17 protein-coding genes are annotated in these 20,803 nt (G+C 63.7%); 8 read left to right on the forward strand and 9 right to left on the reverse strand.

Features of this window, described 5'->3' with window-relative positions:
- Position 1: 1 nt before the first annotated feature.
- Positions 2 to 571 (reverse strand): thioredoxin family protein, encoded by a 570-nt coding sequence (locus AC2CGW_RS08785; protein WP_186664977.1) that lies wholly within the window; start codon positions 569 to 571, stop codon positions 2 to 4.
- Positions 561 to 836 carry a DUF2790 domain-containing protein gene (locus AC2CGW_RS08790; protein ID WP_186664979.1) on the reverse strand — a complete coding sequence of 92 codons (276 nt, stop codon included), beginning with the start codon at positions 834 to 836 and terminating at the stop codon, positions 561 to 563. Before AC2CGW_RS08790 ends, AC2CGW_RS08785 begins: the two co-directional genes overlap by 11 nt.
- 217 nt (positions 837 to 1,053) lie before the next feature.
- Here AC2CGW_RS08790 and AC2CGW_RS08795 point away from each other — a divergent pair, with 217 nt between their 5' ends.
- From AC2CGW_RS08795 to AC2CGW_RS08810, 4 genes are all read left to right on the forward strand, one after another.
- Positions 1,054 to 1,794, forward strand: coding sequence for a response regulator (locus tag AC2CGW_RS08795; protein ID WP_186664981.1), 741 nt, complete (start codon positions 1,054 to 1,056; stop codon positions 1,792 to 1,794).
- Positions 1,791 to 3,092 (forward strand): sensor histidine kinase, encoded by a 1,302-nt coding sequence (locus AC2CGW_RS08800; protein WP_186664983.1) that lies wholly within the window; start codon positions 1,791 to 1,793, stop codon positions 3,090 to 3,092. The genes AC2CGW_RS08795 and AC2CGW_RS08800 overlap by 4 nt, the downstream gene beginning before the upstream one ends.
- A gap of 192 nt (positions 3,093 to 3,284) precedes the next feature.
- Entirely contained in the window at positions 3,285 to 3,911 is a 627-nt protein-coding gene (locus AC2CGW_RS08805; protein ID WP_484573890.1) for a ferric reductase-like transmembrane domain-containing protein, read from the forward strand.
- 15 nt (positions 3,912 to 3,926) lie between these two features.
- Positions 3,927 to 4,421, forward strand: a complete 495-nt coding sequence (locus tag AC2CGW_RS08810; RefSeq protein WP_186664987.1) for an HvfX family Cu-binding RiPP maturation protein — start codon at positions 3,927 to 3,929, stop codon at positions 4,419 to 4,421.
- Between the two features lie 80 nt (positions 4,422 to 4,501).
- Here AC2CGW_RS08810 and AC2CGW_RS08815 read toward each other — a convergent pair whose 3' ends face one another.
- The 5 genes from AC2CGW_RS08815 to AC2CGW_RS08835 all read right to left on the reverse strand — a co-directional run bounded on the left by AC2CGW_RS08815 (position 4,502) and on the right by AC2CGW_RS08835 (position 14,450).
- Positions 4,502 to 5,206: an HvfC family RiPP maturation protein gene (locus AC2CGW_RS08815; protein ID WP_186719241.1), complete on the reverse strand. Its 705-nt coding sequence runs from the start codon at positions 5,204 to 5,206 to the stop codon at positions 4,502 to 4,504.
- Positions 5,199 to 6,032 (reverse strand): HvfB family MNIO-type RiPP peptide maturase, encoded by an 834-nt coding sequence (locus AC2CGW_RS08820; protein WP_484573891.1) that lies wholly within the window; start codon positions 6,030 to 6,032, stop codon positions 5,199 to 5,201. Before AC2CGW_RS08820 ends, AC2CGW_RS08815 begins: the two co-directional genes overlap by 8 nt.
- Positions 6,033 to 6,347: 315 nt before the next feature.
- Entirely contained in the window at positions 6,348 to 6,908 is a 561-nt protein-coding gene (locus AC2CGW_RS08825; protein WP_186708203.1) for a DUF4174 domain-containing protein, read from the reverse strand.
- A 200-nt stretch (positions 6,909 to 7,108) separates the two neighbouring features.
- A complete protein-coding gene (locus AC2CGW_RS08830) occupies positions 7,109 to 11,995 on the reverse strand; it encodes an NEL-type E3 ubiquitin ligase domain-containing protein (protein ID WP_484573892.1) in 4,887 nt (1,628 codons plus the stop codon).
- 94 nt (positions 11,996 to 12,089) lie between these two features.
- Positions 12,090 to 14,450, reverse strand: a complete 2,361-nt coding sequence (locus tag AC2CGW_RS08835; RefSeq protein ID WP_186719230.1) for a DNA polymerase II — start codon at positions 14,448 to 14,450, stop codon at positions 12,090 to 12,092.
- Positions 14,451 to 14,648: 198 nt separating this feature from the next.
- Between AC2CGW_RS08835 and AC2CGW_RS08840 the strand changes: the two genes are divergently transcribed.
- Positions 14,649 to 16,802: a TonB-dependent siderophore receptor gene (locus AC2CGW_RS08840; RefSeq protein ID WP_186665004.1), complete on the forward strand. Its 2,154-nt coding sequence runs from the start codon at positions 14,649 to 14,651 to the stop codon at positions 16,800 to 16,802.
- Between the two features lie 27 nt (positions 16,803 to 16,829).
- Here AC2CGW_RS08840 and AC2CGW_RS08845 read toward each other — a convergent pair whose 3' ends face one another.
- Positions 16,830 to 17,309 (reverse strand): VOC family protein, encoded by a 480-nt coding sequence (locus AC2CGW_RS08845; RefSeq protein WP_186708209.1) that lies wholly within the window; start codon positions 17,307 to 17,309, stop codon positions 16,830 to 16,832.
- 215 nt (positions 17,310 to 17,524) lie between these two features.
- Here AC2CGW_RS08845 and AC2CGW_RS08850 point away from each other — a divergent pair, with 215 nt between their 5' ends.
- From AC2CGW_RS08850 to AC2CGW_RS08860, 3 genes are all read left to right on the forward strand, one after another.
- The gene (locus tag AC2CGW_RS08850; protein ID WP_186665008.1) at positions 17,525 to 18,094 is read left to right on the forward strand and encodes a ComF family protein; all 570 of its coding nucleotides are present in this window, start codon (positions 17,525 to 17,527) and stop codon (positions 18,092 to 18,094) included.
- Positions 18,094 to 18,762, forward strand: a complete 669-nt coding sequence (locus AC2CGW_RS08855; protein WP_186665010.1) for a hypothetical protein — start codon at positions 18,094 to 18,096, stop codon at positions 18,760 to 18,762. Before AC2CGW_RS08850 ends, AC2CGW_RS08855 begins: the two co-directional genes overlap by 1 nt.
- 143 nt (positions 18,763 to 18,905) lie before the next feature.
- Entirely contained in the window at positions 18,906 to 20,108 is a 1,203-nt protein-coding gene (locus AC2CGW_RS08860) for an MFS transporter (RefSeq protein WP_484573893.1), read from the forward strand.
- A 17-nt stretch (positions 20,109 to 20,125) separates the two neighbouring features.
- Here AC2CGW_RS08860 and AC2CGW_RS08865 read toward each other — a convergent pair whose 3' ends face one another.
- Complete coding sequence (locus AC2CGW_RS08865; protein ID WP_186665013.1) at positions 20,126 to 20,749, reverse strand: LysE family translocator; 624 nt, start codon at positions 20,747 to 20,749, stop codon at positions 20,126 to 20,128.
- Positions 20,750 to 20,803: the final 54 nt, after the last annotated feature.

The raw sequence follows: 20,803 nt of genomic DNA on the forward strand, positions 1-20,803 counted from the left end.
CCTACGTCGATGGCTCGGCCAGCAGCTCGCGGATCACCCGTTCCTGACCGGCGTAGTCCCCTTCACCGAAATGCACGTGGCGCACTTGCCCCTTGCGATCGACGAAATAATGCGCCGGCCAGAACTGATTGCCCCAGGCATTCCAGATCCGGTAATCATTGTCGACCGCCACCGGATAACCGATGTCGAGCGAGCGTACCTTCTGCCTGAGATTGCCCACATCATGCTCGTAGTCGTACTCCGGCGTATGCACGCCCACCACCACCAGCCCCTGGTCGGCATAGCGCTTGGCCCACTGGTTGACGTACGGCATGCTGCGCTTGCAGTTGATGCAGTCCCAGGTCCAGAAGTCCACCAGCACGACCTTGCCCTTGAGCGCCGGAGCATCCAGCGGCGGCGAGTTGATCCACGCCTGGGCACCTGCCAACGAAGGCATCGGCCCCAGGTCGTCCCGCGCCAACAGGTGCCCGGCCAGGCCCAGGCCAGCGAGCGCCAGAACTACACCGCCCAGCTTGAGCCAGCGGCGTCGCCAGGGGCTGGCTGGCTCGGCCTGGGTACGATCAGTTGTCATGGCAACCGCCGGTGGCGTAGGTACGGTACTCGACGCTCTGCACCTGGCCCTGCGAGTCCAGGTAGTCCATGCGGGTGTTGACCACGCCACACGCGTTACCGCGGTCGTTCTTTACCGACAGTACGCGCTTGACGTCCAGGTGATCACCGTAGCGGTACTGCATGGCCTGGCTGTCGGGCATCGGTTGGGTGCTGGCCTGGGCGGCGATGGCGCCGACGCTGAGTACGGCGAACAGGCTGGCACTGGCAAGGGTCTTGAAGTTCATGATGGATCTCCTGCGGGGCTTTGGGTGGGAAGCCGTTCGCTCCCCGGTCGAGTGCCATTTGAAGCCCGTCAGGTATCGGCCATGTGTCGAGAAATGCCCGTGCTGCTTCGTTCTGTATCTGTGTCGCAGGCGGATACACTGCAATACAAACACCCGCAGGCAAGCGAGCCGAGCCTCGTTACACTGTGCCCATCGCACTCATTACAGGACCACCATGATGGAACACGTCGATCACATCCTGATCGTCGACGACGACCGCGAAATTCGCGAGCTGGTCGGCAACTACCTGAAGAAGAACGGCCTGCGCACGAGCATCGTCGCCGACGGTCGGCAGATGCGCAGCTTTCTCGAAGGCAACTCCGTCGACCTGATCGTGCTCGACATCATGATGCCCGGCGATGACGGCCTGTTGCTGTGTCGCGAACTCCGTGCCGGCAAGCACCGCAACACGCCCGTCTTGATGCTTACCGCCCGCAACGACGAGACCGACCGCATCATCGGCCTGGAAATGGGCGCCGACGACTACCTGACCAAACCGTTCTCCGCCCGCGAGCTGCTGGCGCGCATCAATGCAGTGCTGCGTCGCACGCGCATGCTGCCGCCCAACCTCACCATCAGCGAAAGCAGCCGGCTGATCGCCTTCGGCCAATGGCGCCTGGACACCACCGCCCGCCACCTGCTCGACGACGAAGGCACCCTCGTGGCCTTGAGCGGTGCCGAGTACCGCCTGTTACGGGTATTCCTCGACCATCCGCAGCGGGTGCTCAGCCGCGAGCAACTGCTCAACCTCACCCAGGGCCGTGAAGCCGACATCTTCGACCGCTCCATCGACCTGTTGGTCAGCCGGCTGCGCCAGCGCCTGGGCGACGACGCGCGCGAGCCGACCTGCATCAAGACCGTGCGCAGCGAGGGCTATGTGTTCTCGCTGCCGGTCTCGCTGATCGAGTCGCCGACATGAAGTGGCCAGGCACTCTGGCTTCGCGCCTGGCGCTGATCTTCCTGACCGGGCTGGTGCTGGCCTACGGCTCGTCGTTCGGCCTTCAGTTCTACGAGCGCTACGTCAGCAGCCGCTCGATGATGCTGAGCAACCTGGAAATGGACGTCGCGACCTCGGTGGCCATCCTCGACCGCCTGCCCGCCGCCGAACGTGCTGCGTGGCTGCCGCGCCTGGAGCGTCACAACTACCGCTACCGCCTCGACCAAGGCCTCGCCGGCCAGAGCATGCCCAGCGCCGACCCGCCCATGGCAGCAGAGTCGATCGTCAAGGCGATTGGCAAGGACTATCAACTGACCTTCCAGGAAATCCCTGGGCCGAACGCACACTTCCAGGCTCACCTCGACTTCGCCGACGGCGCGCCGCTGACCATCGACGTCACCCCGGCGCCGGTGCCACTGGCCACCTGGCTACCCGTGGTGCTGTTGTTCCAGCTGGCGGTCCTGCTGCTGTGCACCTGGCTTGCGGTACGCCTGGCGATCGGCCCCCTGACGCGCCTGGCCCAGGCCGTCGATCACCTCGACCCCGACAAGCCCGGCCTACAGCTGGATGAGAGCGGCCCGCGCGAGGTGAAGTACGCCGCCGTGGCCTTCAACGCCCTGCAGGCACGCATCGCCGCTTATCTCAAGGAGCGCATGCAATTGTTGGCGGCCATCTCCCATGACCTGCAGACACCGATCACACGCATGAAGCTGCGCGTGGAAGTGATGGATGACGGGCTGGAAAAGGACAAACTGTGGAACGACCTGAGCGCCATGGAGCATCTGGTGCGCGAGGGGGTGGCCTACGCCCGCAGCATGGACAGCAGCACCGAACAGCCCTGCAAGGTCAATCTCGACGCGTTCCTCGACAGCCTGGTGTTCGACTACCAGGACAGCGGCGCGCAGGTCGTGCGCTGCGGTGACACCGACACGGTGCTGCACACCCGCCCGCATGCCTTGCGCCGAGTCCTGGTCAACCTGCTGGACAACGCCTTGAAGTTCACCGGCTCTGCGCGCCTGGAAGTCAGCCACGGCAGTACCGGCGACACCCTGATTCGAGTGCTCGACGACGGCCCGGGGATTCCCGAACAGGAATTGAGCGAGGTGCTCAAACCCTTCTATCGGGTCGAAGGCTCGCGCAATCGCAGCACCGGCGGGACCGGACTCGGGCTGGCCATTGCCCATCAACTGACCCAGGCCATGGGTGGACGACTGAGTCTGAGCAATCGTGAAAGCGGCGGGCTGTGCGCCCAAGTAGAACTGCCACCCTCCCACCTGTAGAAGTGGGGCTGTCTGTGGGAGCGGGCTTCCCTCCCACGGTCGGTTCATGTATGGATCTGTAGCACACCCGCCGAACGCTACACACCGATACACAACCCCCGCCCCGCCGACACACTGCAGATACCCCTCGCCAACACACTCCCAGCCACAACAACGCCACGGCCTTCGCCGTCGCAGACCTGGGAGCTGCTCATGAAAAACCTCGCGTTACCCTCCGGCTGGAAGCTGTTCGCTGCCCTTGCCGGCCTGACCCTGCTGATGACCGGGCTGGCCCTGTCGATGCACCCCGTCGGCTCTGCCGAAGCCCTGCGCACAGCCATCCGCGCCACCGCACGCAGCTCCTTCGCGCTGTTCCTGCTGACGTTTCTCGCCTCCTCGCTGGTGACCCTGTTACCTGGAGTCTTCAGTCGCCAGGTGCTGCGTGAGCGACGCTTCCTCGGGTTGGCCTTCGCCTTCTCCCACACGGTTCACGGGGTACTGATCTACCTCTATGCGCAACGCTTCCCGGAGCTGTTCTGGGCCGGCCGCACCGCAGTGGCCAACATTCCCGGCAGTGTTGGCTACCTGTTCATCCTGCTGCTGACCCTGACCTCGCTCAAAGGCGCCATGCGCCTGCTCGGCGGCCGTCTGTGGCGAGGCCTGCACAGCACCGGCACCTGGGTGCTGGCCGGGGTGTTCTGCCTGTCGTTCTACAAGCGCATCCCGATGGGCGGCTGGTACCCGCTGGCATTCGCCCTGATGTTCGCTGCCATCGTCCTCAAGCTCACCGCCAAGCGCGCTCAACACCTGCGCCGCGCCAAACCTGCCCTTTCCTGCTGAAGCGAGACCTGCACCATGACAACGCTGATCAACCGCACCCTTTCACGCATCGACAACACCGGCAACTGGAGCGCAGACCTGCCCCTTCGGCTGTTCCTGGCCTGGGAGTTCTTCGAATCAGGCCTTGAGAAGTTCAACGGCAACAACTGGTTCGTCGACTTGCAGGCCAACTTCCCCTTCCCGTTCAACGTGCTGCCCGCTGAATTCAACTGGCAACTGTCGATGTGGGCCGAGCTGATCTGCCCGCTGCTCCTGCTGCTGGGCTTCGGTACACGGCTGGCCTCGGTGGTGTTGGCCGTGGTGACGGTCGTCGCGATCGCCTCCGTGCACTGGCCGGCACATTGGTCATCGCTGGCTGAGCTGGCCCAGGGCTATACCATTACCGACCGCGGCTTCGGCAACTTCAAGCTGCCGCTGATCTACCTGGTGGCGTTGCTGCCGCTGATACTCAAGGGATCCGGCCGCCTGAGCCTGGATCATTGGCTGGCCCGTCGCTGGCAGCACGGCTGATCAAGGCCCGCAGAACACAAAGCCCACGCCTGGCAACAGGCGTGGGCTTTGTGTCTTCCCGAAAAGCTTGAGGCGACTCGTCAGGCCGCCCGGGTTCCGATGATCACACCCTGGGCGCGCAACCCTTCAAGCATCGCTTTGCCGCCTTCGAGCAACGCCTCGCCGCCCAGTGCCAGCAAGCGCTCACGCCCGCTGCCCGATGCGTTCAACAGCTGCCACGCCAAGGGTGCCAGGCGGGAAAAGTGCACCTTGAACCCTGCATCGCGGTGCACCAGCAGCAGAGTCGGCACCTCAGGCGCCTGTTCTGGCTGATAGTCAGGGCCGATTCGCTCTACCGGCCATTGATAAGCCAGCACCTGGGCCACACAGGATAGCAGCGGTTCCCCGTCAAGCAGGTCGCCGTGCGGATCGTGTGCGGGGTCCTGCGCATCCGTGAGGCTCAAGTACGCCTCGATCCACTCGTAATGCGCCAGTTCCAGTTGCCAGGGTGCGTCCAGCTCGACACCCTGCAGGTAGTCGATGAAGCATTCGGCGACCTCGGTGAACAACGGGGTCTGGCTGCGATAGTTGGCATAGAAATCACGCACCCGGGCATGCCAGACCTGATCGCCCAACGTCTTGCGCATCACCGGGAAACCGCCGGCCAGCAGGCCCTCGATGGCACCGTAGAACAGCTCGCGGTAGACCTTCAACCGCCGCTCCTCGATACCGGGTGGCGCCGGATGACGCTGCGGGTCGCGCAGGTGACGGGCCAGGGTGAATTGTTGCTCGCGCAGTTCAGTCATGGCGCAACCCTCCGGCAGCCTGTTGCAGCGCCCGGATGCGTGCAGTCTCGGCGAGCAGCTCGGCCATGGGCGGGTAGTTGAAGTCGCGTTCCAGTACGGTCGGCTGATTGCCGAAGCGCTGGCACGCAATCGAGAACAGCGTCCATACATCTTCCTTCACCGCAGCGCCGTGGGTGTCCACCTTCAAGTCCGCTGCCTCGTCGTAGTGCCCCGCCACATGCATGCCAACCACTCGCTCGCGCGGCAGCCCTTCGAGGAAGGTCAATGCGTCGTACCGGTGATTGCAGGCATTGACGAAGACATTGTTGACGTCCAGCAACAGGTCACAGTCGGCTTCCTCGAGCACCGCGCAGATGAACGACAACTCGCTCATCGCCTGGTAGGGCGCGGCGTAGTAGCTGATATTTTCCACGGCGATGCGCCTGCCCAGGCAATCCTGGGCCTGACGGATACGCGCAGCGACATGGCGGACCGCTTCGTCGGTGAAAGGGATCGGCATCAGGTCGTAGAGGTGACCGTCATCGCTGCAATAGCTCAGGTGCTCGCTGTACAGCTTCACCTGGTAACGGTCCATGAAGCGCCGGGTGCCATCGAGCAGCTTCAAGTCCAGCGCCTCCGGCCCGCCCAGCGACAGTGACAAGCCATGGCAGGCGATTGCGAAACGTTCGGCGAGCTGCGCCAGCCCATGGCCGAAGGCGCCACCGACATTGATACAGTTCTCCGGGGCGCACTCGAGGAAGTCCACGGTGCCCGGCTCCAGTTTCAGCAGTTCAGCCAGCAGGCCGCGGCGCAAGCCAAGGCCGGTGAGCAAGGGTTCGGAATGCATGGGGAAAGTCTCCGCAGGGGCCGGAAACGACCGCGGGGCAAGCCGCCTCCCGTTGAACGATGGAAGATGGCTTGCCCCGCGCGCTAACCGGCGAAAAGTCAGATGTTTCGAATGAGACGGCAGAGCGGCGGGAGAAGATTGCAGATGGCGGTCATGGCGAAGCTCCACGTCGGTCGAAAGGTCAGCTCATTTCGCCGCAGTGGTGTGTCCCCGATGTATCGAGAAGCGAGGGAATTTGTATGGCAATCGGTCACCGGGGCCCGCTGATACAGTGGGATACAAAAACGCCGGTCTGCAAAGACCGGCGCTGGCGGTTCAGTCGTCCAGTGGCTTGGGCGGTGCTGCCGGCTTGGCCGGTTTGGCGGCCTTGCCAGTTTCTTTCGCCTTGGGCTCCGAGGCCGGGGCAGCGGCTACCGGCTCGGGGGCAGCAATGGCTTTCTCTGCCGCCGGCAGTTCGTCAACGGCCTTGAAAATCGCCTGCGGGTCGATCTTCTCACCGCTTTCATCATCCTTGAGCATGTGGCGCTCGCCATCCTTGCCGATCAGGATCACCTTGGTGCCCTTGCTCGCGCCAAGCTTGAGTTCGCGGATCAGCGCCATGGTGGTCTGCTGCTCGAGGTTCTTGTCTTCGCGTTTACCCATCATCTGGGCGACGCTGAACAGCACCAGGTTGCGCTCCTTGAACCCGGCCTGGGTGGCCGGATCCTTCATGGCCTCCTCCAACCCGCGCAACGTCGGGTCGGCGCTGCTGGGGGCGATCACGACCAATGGCCGTGCCTTGCCCAGCTCCTTGGCCAGGGGCGCATCGCTGTCGGCAGCCAGCAGCGGGGCAGCGACGGCAAGCAGAGTGGCGAGGGTCAGTGACCGGACGAGCATGTGTATCTCCTTGTTCTCTCGATATATCAATGACTACAGATCATAGAGAAAGATCCGACACGGAGCCTAAACCACCTGAAGTGGAACATGCGCTGTGCAAAGGTAACTTCCGGTGTCCAGGCCTTCGCTCGGGACGTGCGGAAATGCCCGCCCCCCACTGCAGAGCATAGCCCAACAATGAACGCTGGCACCCTCGCCTCTCAGCCCATGCCGCTGCCACGGCTCGGCCCCGGCTGCGGCTCGGAAGTCGGCGGTGTTACCTGCGACGGGGTCTGCGCCAGCGCCGTTCGGGTCAGTTCGATGATGCGTGCCTGCACCGCCGCATCGTGCTCGGTCGACAACAGGTCCATCGTTTCGCGAAAGGACTGGGAATCCATGCCAGTGCCCAAGGCGCGCATGCGCTCGGCAAATTCGCCATCGGCCAAGCGCATCTGAAGGCTGGCACGCTGCTCGCGCAGTTGTCGGTCGATATCCGCGTGCCGCTGCAGATGGGCCTCCAGGGCTTCCCCCGTCAGGCCGCCGCGTTGAAGGTCAAGCTCGGCGGACTGAGCCTGAAGTCGTTGAACCTCGATACTCAAGGCTTGCAAGGTATCGTCATAGGACCGGGTGCCTGTCGAGTCATCGCCAGCCATCTCCTGAGCCACCTCGATACGCTCGAAGAACGGCCTCTTGATGGCGTCGAATTCCTCTTGATGGCTGTTCTTGAGGTGCTCGGTCCAGAATTCACGCATGAACAGCGACTCGACCATGGCCTGCTCGGTTTCCCCCTCGCGCAGCCGCCGGCGGGCCGCAGCCAAACGCTCAGGGTTCAAGCCGGCAGTCTGCTGGTAGGCGATGTCTGACGGCTGTGCAGGCAGATCGAACTCATCGCGCAACATGACCCGGTAGGCCAATTCGACCTCGATTTCATCGGGGTCGCTCCCCGCGACCACACGACCGGCAATGTCATCGACGGCAATCCGTTCGATTTCATCCAGGCGCCACAGCTGCCGCCCCAGGTGCACCAATGCCGCATCCTGGGCACCGCCCCGGGCGTCAACCAGTGCCTTCCAGACCAGCATGCGCACTTCCAGCCGACTGAAGTTCCCGATGACACTGTCCTGGCATGTCCTGGGCAACATCGCCTGGGTGAACAGTTCCTCGCGCAACTGCTCATGCTCGCGCATCGCCAGAATCATGCTGTTCACTCGCCGCCCAAGGTCTGTGCCGTGATTGCGAAAATCCAGCGTTTCGGGCAGGCGGCGCAACAGGTCCATGAAATCGGCGCTGCCCGGCGCCCCGGCCAGCCCATTCCAATGCTCGTCGAACAGTGCGGTGGAACCTGCATCGATCACCTGTCTCCAGATACCGCGTGCTCTGTCGAGCGTAGCAGCGACATCCCCCGCTTGATCGCCGGCATTCTCGGCTTCCAGCTCCTCTTCAACCATCAGTTGATGACGAATCATGAAGCTGCGCAGGCGCTGGGTAGAGGTGGCGCTCAGCGGGTTATCGCTCAACAGCACCGAGCGGGCATACCACCTAGGGGCACTGAAGAAGTGGTCGGGAAGTTCGACAATTGCGTTGTGACGCAGGTCAGCGATCGCCAGAGAGCCGCGACTCAGCAAACCGTCAGGCAACTGGCTGATTCCGGTGTGCGCCAACTGAAGGGAGCTCAGATGTGGCATGCTTGCCACGGAAAAACTACGCCCCAACGGGTTGTACGACAAATCCAGTAACCTCAGATGCGTCAGTTGCAACAGCGTGGCTGCCTGGCGATCGTCCAGCACGATCCGATTGCCGGTGAGGTCCAGTTCCCGCAGTCGCGAGAGGTGACGTAACCGCGGCGGCAGGCGGGTAAGCCTGTTGCTGGGTAACTCGAGGACTTCCAGGCGACCGAACGCCCGCATGAAGGTGCTGGGAATCTCGGTCAAGCCAATGCCGCGCAACGACAACGACACCACATGGTCGAAACTGACCTGTTGCGCAATCTCCGGGAGCGACTGCAATGACACGGCCCACAGGTTCAGACGTTGACCGATCACGCGCCCGAACTGGTCGTACACTCTGGGCAGGGTGCGCCGCCAGGCCGCGAGCAAGGCATCGCGCAGGTAGGCTCGCTCTCCACGGGCGCTCAGGCCGCCAGGCTGATTGGCCCACAACTGCAGGTGCGTCTCCAGCAAAGCCATCTCATCCTCTAGCCGAGTCAGCTCGATTTGAATGTTTGTGCCGCTGTTGCCGAGCATGACCAGCCAGGTTCGCACCTCGTTGTCGCTCAGGTTCGGGTACAGGTTACGCACCCTGCCGAACAACGGCCGGCATCGCCCACGTCCGGCGCCGCGACCGCTCAACGGGTAACCGACCCGCCCATCCGCCAGACGTTGCGGCGCCCGGAACCAGCCTGCAGAGGCGCGCTTGCCGAGCATCCCCACCACTTGCGAGCGACGGGCCGCCGTCGCGCGCGCCAGGGTCACACGCAGGTTGTGGGCCAAGGGCTCGGTCAACCCCAGGGCCTCCCGCTGCCCGTCGTCCACCGCGCCACTCAGGACGTCGAACAGTTCGCCTTCCTTGAGCACCACCTCTGTTGCACCGTCGAGCAACTGGAAATGCCCATCGGTGTGAACCAGGGTCAGTGTGCGAACGGCCTGTGCGCGGTCTATCGACAGCAGTACCGGGCCGTCCGCCGAGCCCTCGCACAAGCGCCAGGCCACGTTGCGCGAAGCACCCGGCAGTGTGTCCAGCACCTGCAGCGCAACGCGGGCAAGATCGGCATTCTGGCTGGCATCCAGGTACAACCCTTCGAACACCCGGGCCACCCTGATACGCCACACCGCAGCGCCCGCCTGAGAGGCAAGGTCCATCGCCACCCGGCCGTTGTCCAGCAAGCGCCCACGATCGACCACACTGGCTTCGCGCAACAGTTGCGAGGCCGCCCGACTGTGCAGTGAAGAGAACTGTCGGCACAGACGCTCGACGCCCGCGTCTCCGGTTGGCTGCTCCAACGCATACAACTGCTCGAACAGACGCCTGCGTTCGGACCAGATCAGCTCCGCCAATGCCTGATCGGAAGCATCAGCGCCGCCGGACAGCAACCGTGCCTGACCGAGTACAGCCTCGTCGGTGGCTATGATCCCACTGCGCAATTGGCTGACCACTCGACGGATGCGCAGGTCCAGCCGATAGCGGACGACACTGTCCAGCCATTCGCCATCGGCCACACGTCCCTCGACATGGACCGCGCGCAGATGCTGCGGTTGTATGTCGTGGGCGAGCAGGATTTCGTCGATCTGGTCGTCGTCCAGCTCGGCAAAGTCATGCCCCAGGCGCCGGAACGAACGCCGAGGCTCATCCCACTCCAGTGGTTGCTCCCACCACAGCCGCCAGCCGCCCGCACCATTGTGTCTGAGCACAGGCGCGTGGTTGTCGTCACCCTGCAAGCGCCAGCGCTGATCGCTACCCTGCGCAACCCGATAGTGCTGGCCATCCATTTCAATCCAGCAACCTTCGCCGGCACGGTATACACCTTGGTCGTCACGCAGCGCCCCGGCAGGCGGCGCATTGCGAAATGGCGTGAGGTCCTCCTTCCATAGCCGCGTGCTGCCGTCCTCCAGCCGGACCGGCAATAGGCTATCGACCAGCGCCGAACGGCTCCAGGCCGCTCGCGCCACCTGCGCACCTGCCGCCGTGGCTGCAATCATGGCTACATCGCCGGCGACGTTGAGCAGGTGATCGAGGGCCTCGCTGCTATCCCCCTCGTGCCAGGCCTCGACACCGTGGTAGACCTCACCCAGCAGTTCCCATGCGGTCACTGCGAGCAACACCGCGCCCAGGGCCGGCACGAAGAGCCCCGCTATATTGAGCAAAGCCCAGCCTTCTGCGGACAAGCGCTGATCGTGCTCGCGCCGGACCTGTTCATCCACCGCAGCCGAGGGCACGGCAATCATCGCCGCATCGGCCTTGACCTGCGCAATGCGCGCACGGCCCAGCGCACTGAACAGCGAGCCTTCCAGGGTACTGGCAGTAGCCTGGTCGGTGATCTCCCAGGGGTGCATATGCTCTTCCAGTGCAATGTTTGCCAGGTCCGACACGCCCTGGTAGCCCGAAACAACGGCGGAAAAGAACGACTGCGCATCGCGGCGCAACACAAAGCGGCTGAAGAAACGCTGGTACCCGGGCAGGCGCAGGCGCTTGCCCAGGTCATTGGCAAAGTGGCGCAGGTCGGGGAATGCGCTCCACGGAGTCGTCGGATCGCCCGGAATGTGGACCAGCACGCGGTAGCTGGAGCTGTACAGCGGGCTGAAGATCTCGTCACGAACATCCAGCACCACGATCTGCTCCAGGGTGCACGCCAGCAGGCTCAGGCGCTTGTACTGCACCGGACGTCCTTCGAAGGTCAACGAGGCTTTCTGCGCGCAGAGATTGTGCACCAGCAGGTATTCGTCCTCGCTCAGAACACCTTTGAGCCGCGCAACGCAGGCATCAGCCAGCATGCCGTAGCGATGGGCCCGGCCGAACACCGATTCGGCGGCAGCGCCCGAATGGCTGTCCCGCTCCAGCACGGTGTGCAAATGGCGCTGGTATTGACCGCCCAGGTCCAGAGACCGGCACAATGCAGCAAAACGGCGCGCGTTGGGCAGCCGGGCAGATGCATTGCGAGGATCGCTTAGCCGGTTGCCGGGTAACTGCCCGCCGTCCTCGGTTTCCTCCTCGCGGAAATTGCGCAGCGCCGCCTCGACCAGGGGCATTTGCGTGTACACCGGCTCCGTCACCGGGTAACCGATGGGTATCGAGGTGAGCACTGGCTCGCGGTGACCACGACGAAACTGCAACGCGCGGACATCGAACGGCCCATCGACATGGGGCCTGAGGGCCTCGGCCAAACGCGTTTCGGCAAAGCTGTCCAGGCTGTCCAACTGCCCCATGATGGCTTGGGCCCGCGCCTGGAAATACACGCTGAGCCTCATCGCCTCGTACAGGTGCTTGACCTGCTCCGGGGAAGCCTGGCGTAGCCAGTCCGGCAAACGCTGACCAATCACGGCGTCCTGATGCAGTGCGTGAACATCAGGGACGGCGGTGGCGTCTTGTTCGTGCTGTACGCGGGGGGTCGTCATGGCGTAGCGCTCCTTGGAAAAGAAGCGCAGGCTAGGTGGCAGCGGCCATGCTCGGGCAGTAGATAGATGCCACCCCGGCGGCAGCCGCCCCCCCTCAGAAGAGCAGGAGCTGGCGATCGGTCAGGCTGGCGAAGTCATCCCCCACGAACGGCAGGATCGCATCCGCCACCGGCTGCAACTGACGGCTCAGGTAGTGCTCGTGATCGACTGGCGACTGCAGGTTCTCCAGGGGCTCCGGGCCAGCCGTGGTGATGACGTAGCTGATCCAGCCGCCGCGCTGGTATTGCAGCGGGCGCCCCAGGCGCAAATTGTATTCATCGGCAAGACGCGCGGCGCGCACATGGGGTGGCACGTTGCGTTGGTAGTCCTGCAACGGACGACGCAAGCGCTTGCGATACACCAGCAGTTCATCCTGCTCGCCCAGCAGCGTGCGTCGTACATAATCGCGCACATAGTCGCGATAGGGCTGGCCACGGAAAATCCGGCCATACAGTTCCTGCTGGAACTGCCGGGCCAGCGGCGACCAATCGGTGCGTACCGACTCCAGCCCTTTGTAGACTACCTCGTCCTGACCGTCGGCGCGCTGCACCAACCCGGCATAGCGCTTCTTGCTGCCCTCCTCGGTGCCGCGGATGGTCGGCATCAGGAAGCGCCGGTAGTGGGTTTCGAACTGCAGCTCCAACGCACTGTGCAGGCCCATCTCCTGGCGCAGGTGTTCGCGCCACCACTGGTTGACCTCGGCCACCAGTGCACGCCCGATACTCGTCGCCTGATCCTCGTCATGCGCGCCCTTGAGCCAGACGAAGGTGGAGTCGGTGTCGCCATAGATCACGTCATAACCACGTGCTTCGATCAAGGCGCGGGTCTGGCGCATGATCTGGTGCCCACGCAGGGTGATCGACGAGGCCAGGCGCGGGTCGAAGAACCGGCAACCGCTGGAGCCAAGCACACCGTAGAAGGCGTTCATGATGATCTTCAGGGCCTGGGACAACGGGGCGTTACCCGCTTTCTTCGCCGCCTCGCGATTCTGCCAGACGCGCTCGACGATGGCCGGCAAAGCGTGGCGGGTACGCGAGAAGCGAGCGCCACGAAAGCCCTCGACCGAGCTGGCCTGATCGGGCTCACGCAAGCCTTCCACCAGCCCCACCGGGTCGATCAGGAAGGTACGGATGATCGATGGATACAGACTCTTGTAGTCCAGCACCAGCACCGACTCGTAAAGGCCTGGCTGCGAGTCCATGACGAACCCGCCCGGGCTGGCCTCCCCCTCGCGGCTGCCCAGGCTCGGCGCGACGAAGCCCAGCCGGTGCATGGCCGGGATGTACAGGTGACAGAACGCCGCCACCGAGCCGCCGCTGCGGTCCACCGGCAGGCCAGTCACCGTGGCACGTTCAAGAAGGAAGTCGAGCAGCCGGGTGTGCTCGAAGATGCGGGTGACCAGTTCGCAATCCTTGAGGTTGTAGCGCGCCAGGGCCGGCTTGTCCTCGGCGAACATCCGGTTGATCTCATCCATGCGCTGGTAGGGGGTGTCGATGGCCTTGCCTTCCCCCAGCAGGGTCTGGGCAACGTTTTCCAGACTGAACGAGGGGAAGCTCCAGGTCGCCGAGCGCAGGGCCTCGATGCCGTCGATCAACAGCCGCCCCGGCGCGTCGGCGAAGAAATGCGTACGGCTGCCATGCTCGCGCAGGGTCATCGGCGCACCGTCGCGACCCAGGCACAGAGGCACCTGCAATTGCCGAGCGTGATCGTGAAGGATGCGCAGGTCGAACTGCACCAGGTTCCAGCCGATGATCGCGTCCGGGTCATGGCGTGCCAACCAGTGGTTGAGGCATTCGAGCAACTGGCCACGGTCGGCGCAGTAGTGCAGGTCGAAATCCTCTACCTGCGCCTGGCCGTTGGCAGGGCCGAGCATATAGACCTGACGCTGGCCGCACCCCTCCAGCGCGATGCTGTACAACTCGCCACGTTCGCTGGTCTCGATATCCAGAGACACCAGGCGCAGGCTCGGTCGGTAGTCCGGATGAGGCTTGAGCTGTGCATCCACGACCGCTCCCTGGGCATCGACACGACCACCGAACGACACCGGCGCGGTAATGAAGCGCTCCATCAGATAGCGCTCCGGCGGCCGGATATCAGCCTCCAGCACCTCGACGCCGGCCGTGCGCAGGCGTTTGTCCAAGGCCATCAGCTGGCGGTGTTGGCGGCAGTACAGGCCCATTACAGGCCGCTGCTGAAAGTCGCGCAGCTCAAGGGGGCGCAACTCTGCGCCCGGCTCATCGGCGAGCAACAGTTGCGCGTGGGCGGCCTGCTGTGCGGGCACGAACGCCACCGAAACCTGCGCGCCCAGGCGCACGCGCCGGGGGCCCTGGTCGGTGGCCAGCCAGAACTCCACGCACGTGCCGTCGGGGGTGTCATGCCAATGACGGGTCAGGACAAAACCCTGCTGCAGCTCCACATGGACCTCACACACTTGATCAAGCGCGGATTCTACTCGCTTTGCGCAAGCCTCGGGACGCCCCGCGATCCTGCAACCCACGGACGAATGTGAAAAATTTGGCGATTTTTTTGGCATACCACGCTTTCGGACCGCGACAAATCCTGACACAATTATTGCTAATCATTCTCATAAGTACTAGCAACAAGGATATCTGGCATGACCCCTGCTGCTCCGCCTCGTCGTTTCGCGCCCAACCTGTTGACCCTGGCCATCTGTATCAGCACCTTGCCCCATGCCATGGCCGACGACCAGCAACCACCCGGAACACTGGAACTGGGCGCCACCGAGATCACTGACAACCGGCTGGGCAGCACCACCGAAGGCAGCACGTCCTACACCACCGGCGCCATGAACACCGCGACCAAGCTGCCGTTGACCATGCGCGAGACGCCACAGGCGGTCACGGTGATCACTCGTCAGCGCATGGACGACCAGAACATGACCAGCATCAACGACGTGGCCCGCTACACCCCTGGGCTGTTCCTCAACCAGTCCAGCGGCCCCGGCCGCCAGAGCTACACCGCCCGGGGCTTCGACGTCGACAACCTGATGTACGACGGCATCCCGAGCGCCTATACCGGATCGGTGGTTGGCGCCCAACCCAACCTGGCGATGTTCGACCGCGTCGAAGTGGTCCGCGGTTCTACCGGTCTGGTCACAGGCGCCGGTACACCATCAGCGGCCATCAACCTGGTGCGCAAGCGCCCGCTGGCCGAGCAGAAAGTCACCGTGACCGGCGCGGCCGGGAGCTGGGACAACTACCGTGGCGAACTCGACGCCTCCAGCCCGCTCAACGACAGCGGCACCCTGCGCGGCCGAATCGTGACCTCCTACCGCGATGCCAACGGGTTCCGTGATGGCCAGGAAGAAAACCACGGGCTGTTCTATGCCATCAGCGAAGCCGACCTGAGCGATGACACCACCTTGACCCTGGGCTTTTCACACCAGAAGGACAAGACCAATTTCTTCTGGGGCGCGATCCCCACCGACCTCAGCGGCCATCACCTGGATGTGTCGCGTTCGTACAACCCCGGCACCGACTGGGAAGACAAGGACCAGGAGATCAACACCCTCTTCGCCGAAGTGCGCCAGCACCTGGCCAACGACTGGAAACTGCAGGTCAACGCCAACTACAGCGAGCAGAACGCACTGTTCCGCGGTTCTTACCAGTCGCGCTGGAACACTGCCAAGACCTTGAGCAGGACGGTCTACCAGTCCGCGCACGACGAAAACCAGCTGGGCCTGGACGCCTTCGCCAGCGGCCCCTTCGAGCTGCTGGGCCGCACCCATGAACTGGTGCTGGGTGCCAGCAAGCGCATCTACGACATGAACAAGCGCGACTACAGCCCCTATGACACCAACTATCCGCTCGACGGCGGCAAGCCGAACTTCCTGCACACCGGAAACAGTCGCTACCTGATCAACCAGGAAGGCGTCTACGCCACCACCCGCCTGAGCCTGGCCGACCCGCTCAAGCTGATTCTCGGGGGGCGCTTGGACTGGTACGACTACGACCAGCGCGACAGCAACGACGGCGACTACAAGGTGACCCGCAACGTCACCCGCTACGGCGGCCTGATCTATGACCTGGACGAGCATCACTCGGTGTATGTGAGCTACACCGACATCTTCACCCCGCAGAGCGGCAAGGACGTTTCCGGCAAGCCGATCATCCCGATCGTCGGCAAGAACTATGAAGTCGGCATCAAGGGCGAATACTTCGACGGTGCATTGAACGCCAGCCTTGCGGTGTTCCGTATCGATCAGGAAAACCGCCAGGTCGAGATCGGTGCGGCCAACTGCCCGCAGATGACCTGCTACGAGGCCTCGGGCGAGGTCCGCAGCCAGGGTATCGATTTCGAGCTGCAGGGCGCACTGACCGACCATTGGCAGATCGGCACCGGCTACACCTACGCGCGCGTGCACACCATCAAGGACGAGAAGAACCCGGCCAGCGTCAACAAGCCGCTCAAATCCGACACGCCCGAGCACCAGTTCAAGCTGTTCACCACCTACCGCTTCCAGGGCCCGCTGGAGAAGCTGCGGGTGGGCGGCGGCATCACCTGGCAGAGCCGCATGTACAACGACATCCCGGTCGATGGCGGCAACTATCGGCTGGTACAGGGCAGCTACGCGGTCACCGACCTGCTGGCCGGCTACCAGGTCAACCAGCATCTGGACCTGCAGCTCAACGCCAACAACATCTTCGACAAGAAGTACTACTCGTCCATCTCCAAGTCGGTGGACTACGGCGGCGACACCTTCGGCGATCCGCGCAACCTGATGCTGACGGCCAAGTACAGCTTCTGACCCTCGCGGGCTGGCAGGCAAGGCCTGTCAGCCCCGGATTGCCCGCTCGATCGTGGCGATGTCGATCTTGTCCATCTCCATCATCGCCTCGAACGCCCGTTTGGCTGCCGCGCGGTCGCTACCGCCGACCGCGTCGGTCAGCACTCGCGGGCTGATCTGCCACGACAGCCCCCATTTATCCTTGCACCAGCCGCACACGCTGGCCTGGCCACCGTTATCGATGATCGCGTGCCAGTAGCGGTCGGTCTCGGCCTGGTCGTCGGTGGCCACCTGGAACGAAAACGCCTCGGAGTGCTTGAACGCGGCCCCGCCATTGAGACCCAGGCACGGAATGCCCATCACGATGAACTCCACCGTAAGCACATCACCCTCCTTGCCCGAGGGGTAGTCGCCCGGCGCCTTGTGCACGGCGAGCACACGGCTGTCGGGGAAGGTAGCGGCGTAGAACTTCGCCGCCGCCTCGGCATCGCTGTCGAACCACAGGCAGATGGTGTTCTTGCTGGGCATGGCAGGCCCCCGGATCGGTGGATGATCCTGAGCAGTCTAGCCGGGCCCGTGACCACTGGCCGACGAGGGCGACACACGGATAGCTCAGAATTTTCCTACCCATAAAACGGAAAGCGTGAAGTCGAAATTGGGACTTCCCCGTCGCAACATTGCCACCACGGCTGATTGATGGCCGTTAGAAAGTCTCTGGCATATCAACGACAAGGAAGCCTCACATGGACATTCGCACGCTGCCGGGCAACGACGCCTGGGATTACGGTATCAGCCTCGACAAACACATCGTCTGCAGCGTGCCGGTCGGCGAAAACGCCCAGGGCTACATGCAGTTCGACACCACCCGCACCGCCATCGGCGAGGCGGTGTTCCAGCTCAAGTACCGCGACGACTACGACCTGGTGGACTTCCTCGCAGAATCTGTCGTCCAGGCGATACAGAATGTCCCGGTGGATGTCGTGCTGCCCATGCCCGCCAGCCGCCAGCGTACTCGCCAGCCCGTGCACGCGGTGGCAGAACGGGTAGCCCAGTTGCTGGAGCTCGAGTACTGCGACCAGACACTGATCAAGCACAGCAGCACCGTCGCAATGAAAGACCTGGCGACCTATGAAGAGCGCTGCGCTGCACTGCAAGGTTGCTTTGTCACCCAAGACAAACTCCACCCGTGCAATGTCCTGCTGCTCGACGATCTGTTCGACACTGGCGCCTCGCTGGAAGCCGCCTGTACCGCCCTGCGCGGATACGCTAGCATCCGCTCAATTGCAGTCGTCACCCTTACACGGAGGCATTGATGCCGAAGGTTTTCATCTCCGGCTCGATCACGCTCAAGCGCCTCGACCCTCAGGTCGAGGCGCGACTCGACAATATCGTTGCCAGTGGCCACGAAGTGCTGGTCGGTGATGCCGCAGGCGTGGACAAATGCGTGCAGCAGTATTTCGCCAAACGCCAGTACGCCGCTGTCACGGTGTACTGCACCGGTGACACGCCTCGCCACAATCTTGGTGCATGGCCACTCGTGGCTGTCTGCCCACCCGCCAATGCCAAGGGCCGCGCGTTTTACACTGCCAAGGACCTGGAAATGGCAGAAGCCGCCGATTTCGGCCTGATGATTTGGGACGGCAAAAGCCCCGGCACCCTGAGCAATGTCTTCGAACTGCTGGACAGAGCCCGAAAGTCGGTGGTTTACCGCCAGGCGACGGGATTGTTCTGCAACGTCCATGGCCTGGACGACCTGCAGGCACTCATCGCCCAGATGGACGAGTCGGCACGCCTGGAGGCCGACAAGAAGGTTGGCTTGTCCAGGCGGATCGAGCGGCTCTCGAGGAAGGCCGAAGACCCGGCAGTCATTCGCCAGCAGATCGATGAACACCTTGCGGCCATCGCCCGTCACCAGCGCCGGGTAGCCGAGTTGCAGGCGATGCTGGACGCGGCATCCACCGGCGCCGACCTGTTCTCCTGACCGCGACCGGCCAGGCGCCGGTTGCCTCTGGAGTCTTTGAACATTCAGCCAGCACACGACTCAATACAGGATTGACGCCCTTTTCGGACATCCGTACGATTTATTCGTACGCCCGTACGAAACCTTTCCAACGAGTCTGTACCATGCCCGCCACCTACCGCCTGGCCCGCTACGCCTTGTATCTGCTGTTTCTGCTCCCTGGCCTGACCCTCGCCAGCTGGGTCACCCGCACCCCTGCCCTGCGCGACGGCCTGTCGGCCTCCACCGAACAGATGGGGATGATCCTGTTCGGATTTTCAGCCGGAGCGATGTGCGGGATTCTCAGTGCCGGACGCCTGATCGCCCGCTTTGGTGCACACCGGATGATGCGCACCGGCCTGCTCGGGCTGTCCGCAGGCATGCTGGTGCTGGCCGGCAGCAGCGAGTTGAACAGTGCCTGGTGCGCCTTTGCCGGGCTGTTCATCTACGGCATCGGCATGGGTTGGGCGGATATCGCAGTGAACATCGAAGGTGCAGCCGTGGAGCGGGAAATCGATGCACCGATCATGACTACCCTGCACGGTTTCTTCAGCCTCGGCACCCTGGTGGGCGCGCTGGCCGGCATGGGCATGACCGCGCTGCAGGTGCCCCTGGACCTGCATCTGATCGTCGCCGCACTGCTTTCGGCCGTGGTGACCCTGGCCCTTGCCCCTCACGCCCCTCGGGCCAGTGAAGGAGCAGCGAATCAACCGACAACGCAGACAGCCGAGTTTGCCTGGGGCGCCCTGCTCAGCGACCGACGCCTGTTGCTGATCGGCTTCGTGGTGCTGGCCATGGCGCTGGCCGAGGGTGCAGCCAATGACTGGCTGCCGCTGCTGATGATCGACGGCCACGGATTCGCAGAAACCACCGGCACGCTGATCTACCTGGTATTCACCCTGGGCATGACCCTGGGTCGATTCGCCGGTGCGCCGGTGGTGCGCCGCTTTGGTCGGACGCTCACCTTGCGCGCCAGCGCACTGCTTGGCGCAGCCAGCCTGGCATTGGTGGTGTTCTGCGACGTGCAGTGGATCGCCGCAGCCGCCGTGATGCTCTGGGGCATTGGCGCATCGCTGGGTTTTCCCCTGGCGATCTCGGCAGCCGGGGAAAGTGGTGCTCACAGCGATCAACGCGTCAGGCTGGCGGCAACGGCAGGTTACCTGGCGTTTCTGGTCGGCCCGCCCCTGCTGGGCTTTATCGGCGAACATCATGGCTTGCGCCTGGCGATGCTGCCGGTCCTGACACTGGTGGCCCTGGCGTTCGTCGTGGCGTCGGCGCTGCGCGAGCAAGCCGCTTTGCCTGTCGATACCTGCGAAAAGACCGGTTGAGGGGCTATCTTGAGGGGCTATCGCCGCGCCGCCAGCAAGCCAAGCCCTGCGCATCCCAGCAACGATGCGCTGATCCGGTTGAACAGCCGCCGTGGCCGCGGCTGGTTGAACCAGCGCTGCAGGTAGGCACCCAGCGCCGCATAGATCGCGATCGCCGCCCATTCCAGCAACAGGAACCACAACCCCAGCCACAGGAACTGCTCGCTCACCGGGGTGGTACTGCCGACCGACACGAACTGCGGCAGGAAGGCGGTGAATATGAGGATCGCTTTCGGGTTGCCCGCCGCCACCCAGAACTCCTGGCGTGCCAGGCCCCAGGTGCCGCGCGACTGCCCGCCGGCATGGGCCACCTCTGCCACGGGCGCCCGCCACAATTGCCAGGCGATATAGAACAGGTAGCCCGCGCCCATGAGCTTGATGCTCAGGAACAGGTATTCGCTGGTATGCAGCACCACCGCCAGCCCCATCGCCGCCAAGGTGATCATGCCGCTGAAGGCGAGGATACGCCCGCCCCCCGCCAGGCAGGCAGTGCGCAAGCCGTGGCGGCTGGCGTTGTGCAGCGACAGTAGGTTGTTAGGCCCCGGCGCCATGTTCAAGGCGAAACAGGCGGGGATGAACAGCAGCAGGCTCGACAGGTCCATTTTTTTCTCCATGCGGACCCGGGTAGCCTTACCCCCTGGCGCCATGGGGTCAAG

This window comes from Pseudomonas sp. SYWMCR5 (assembly GCF_057197165.1).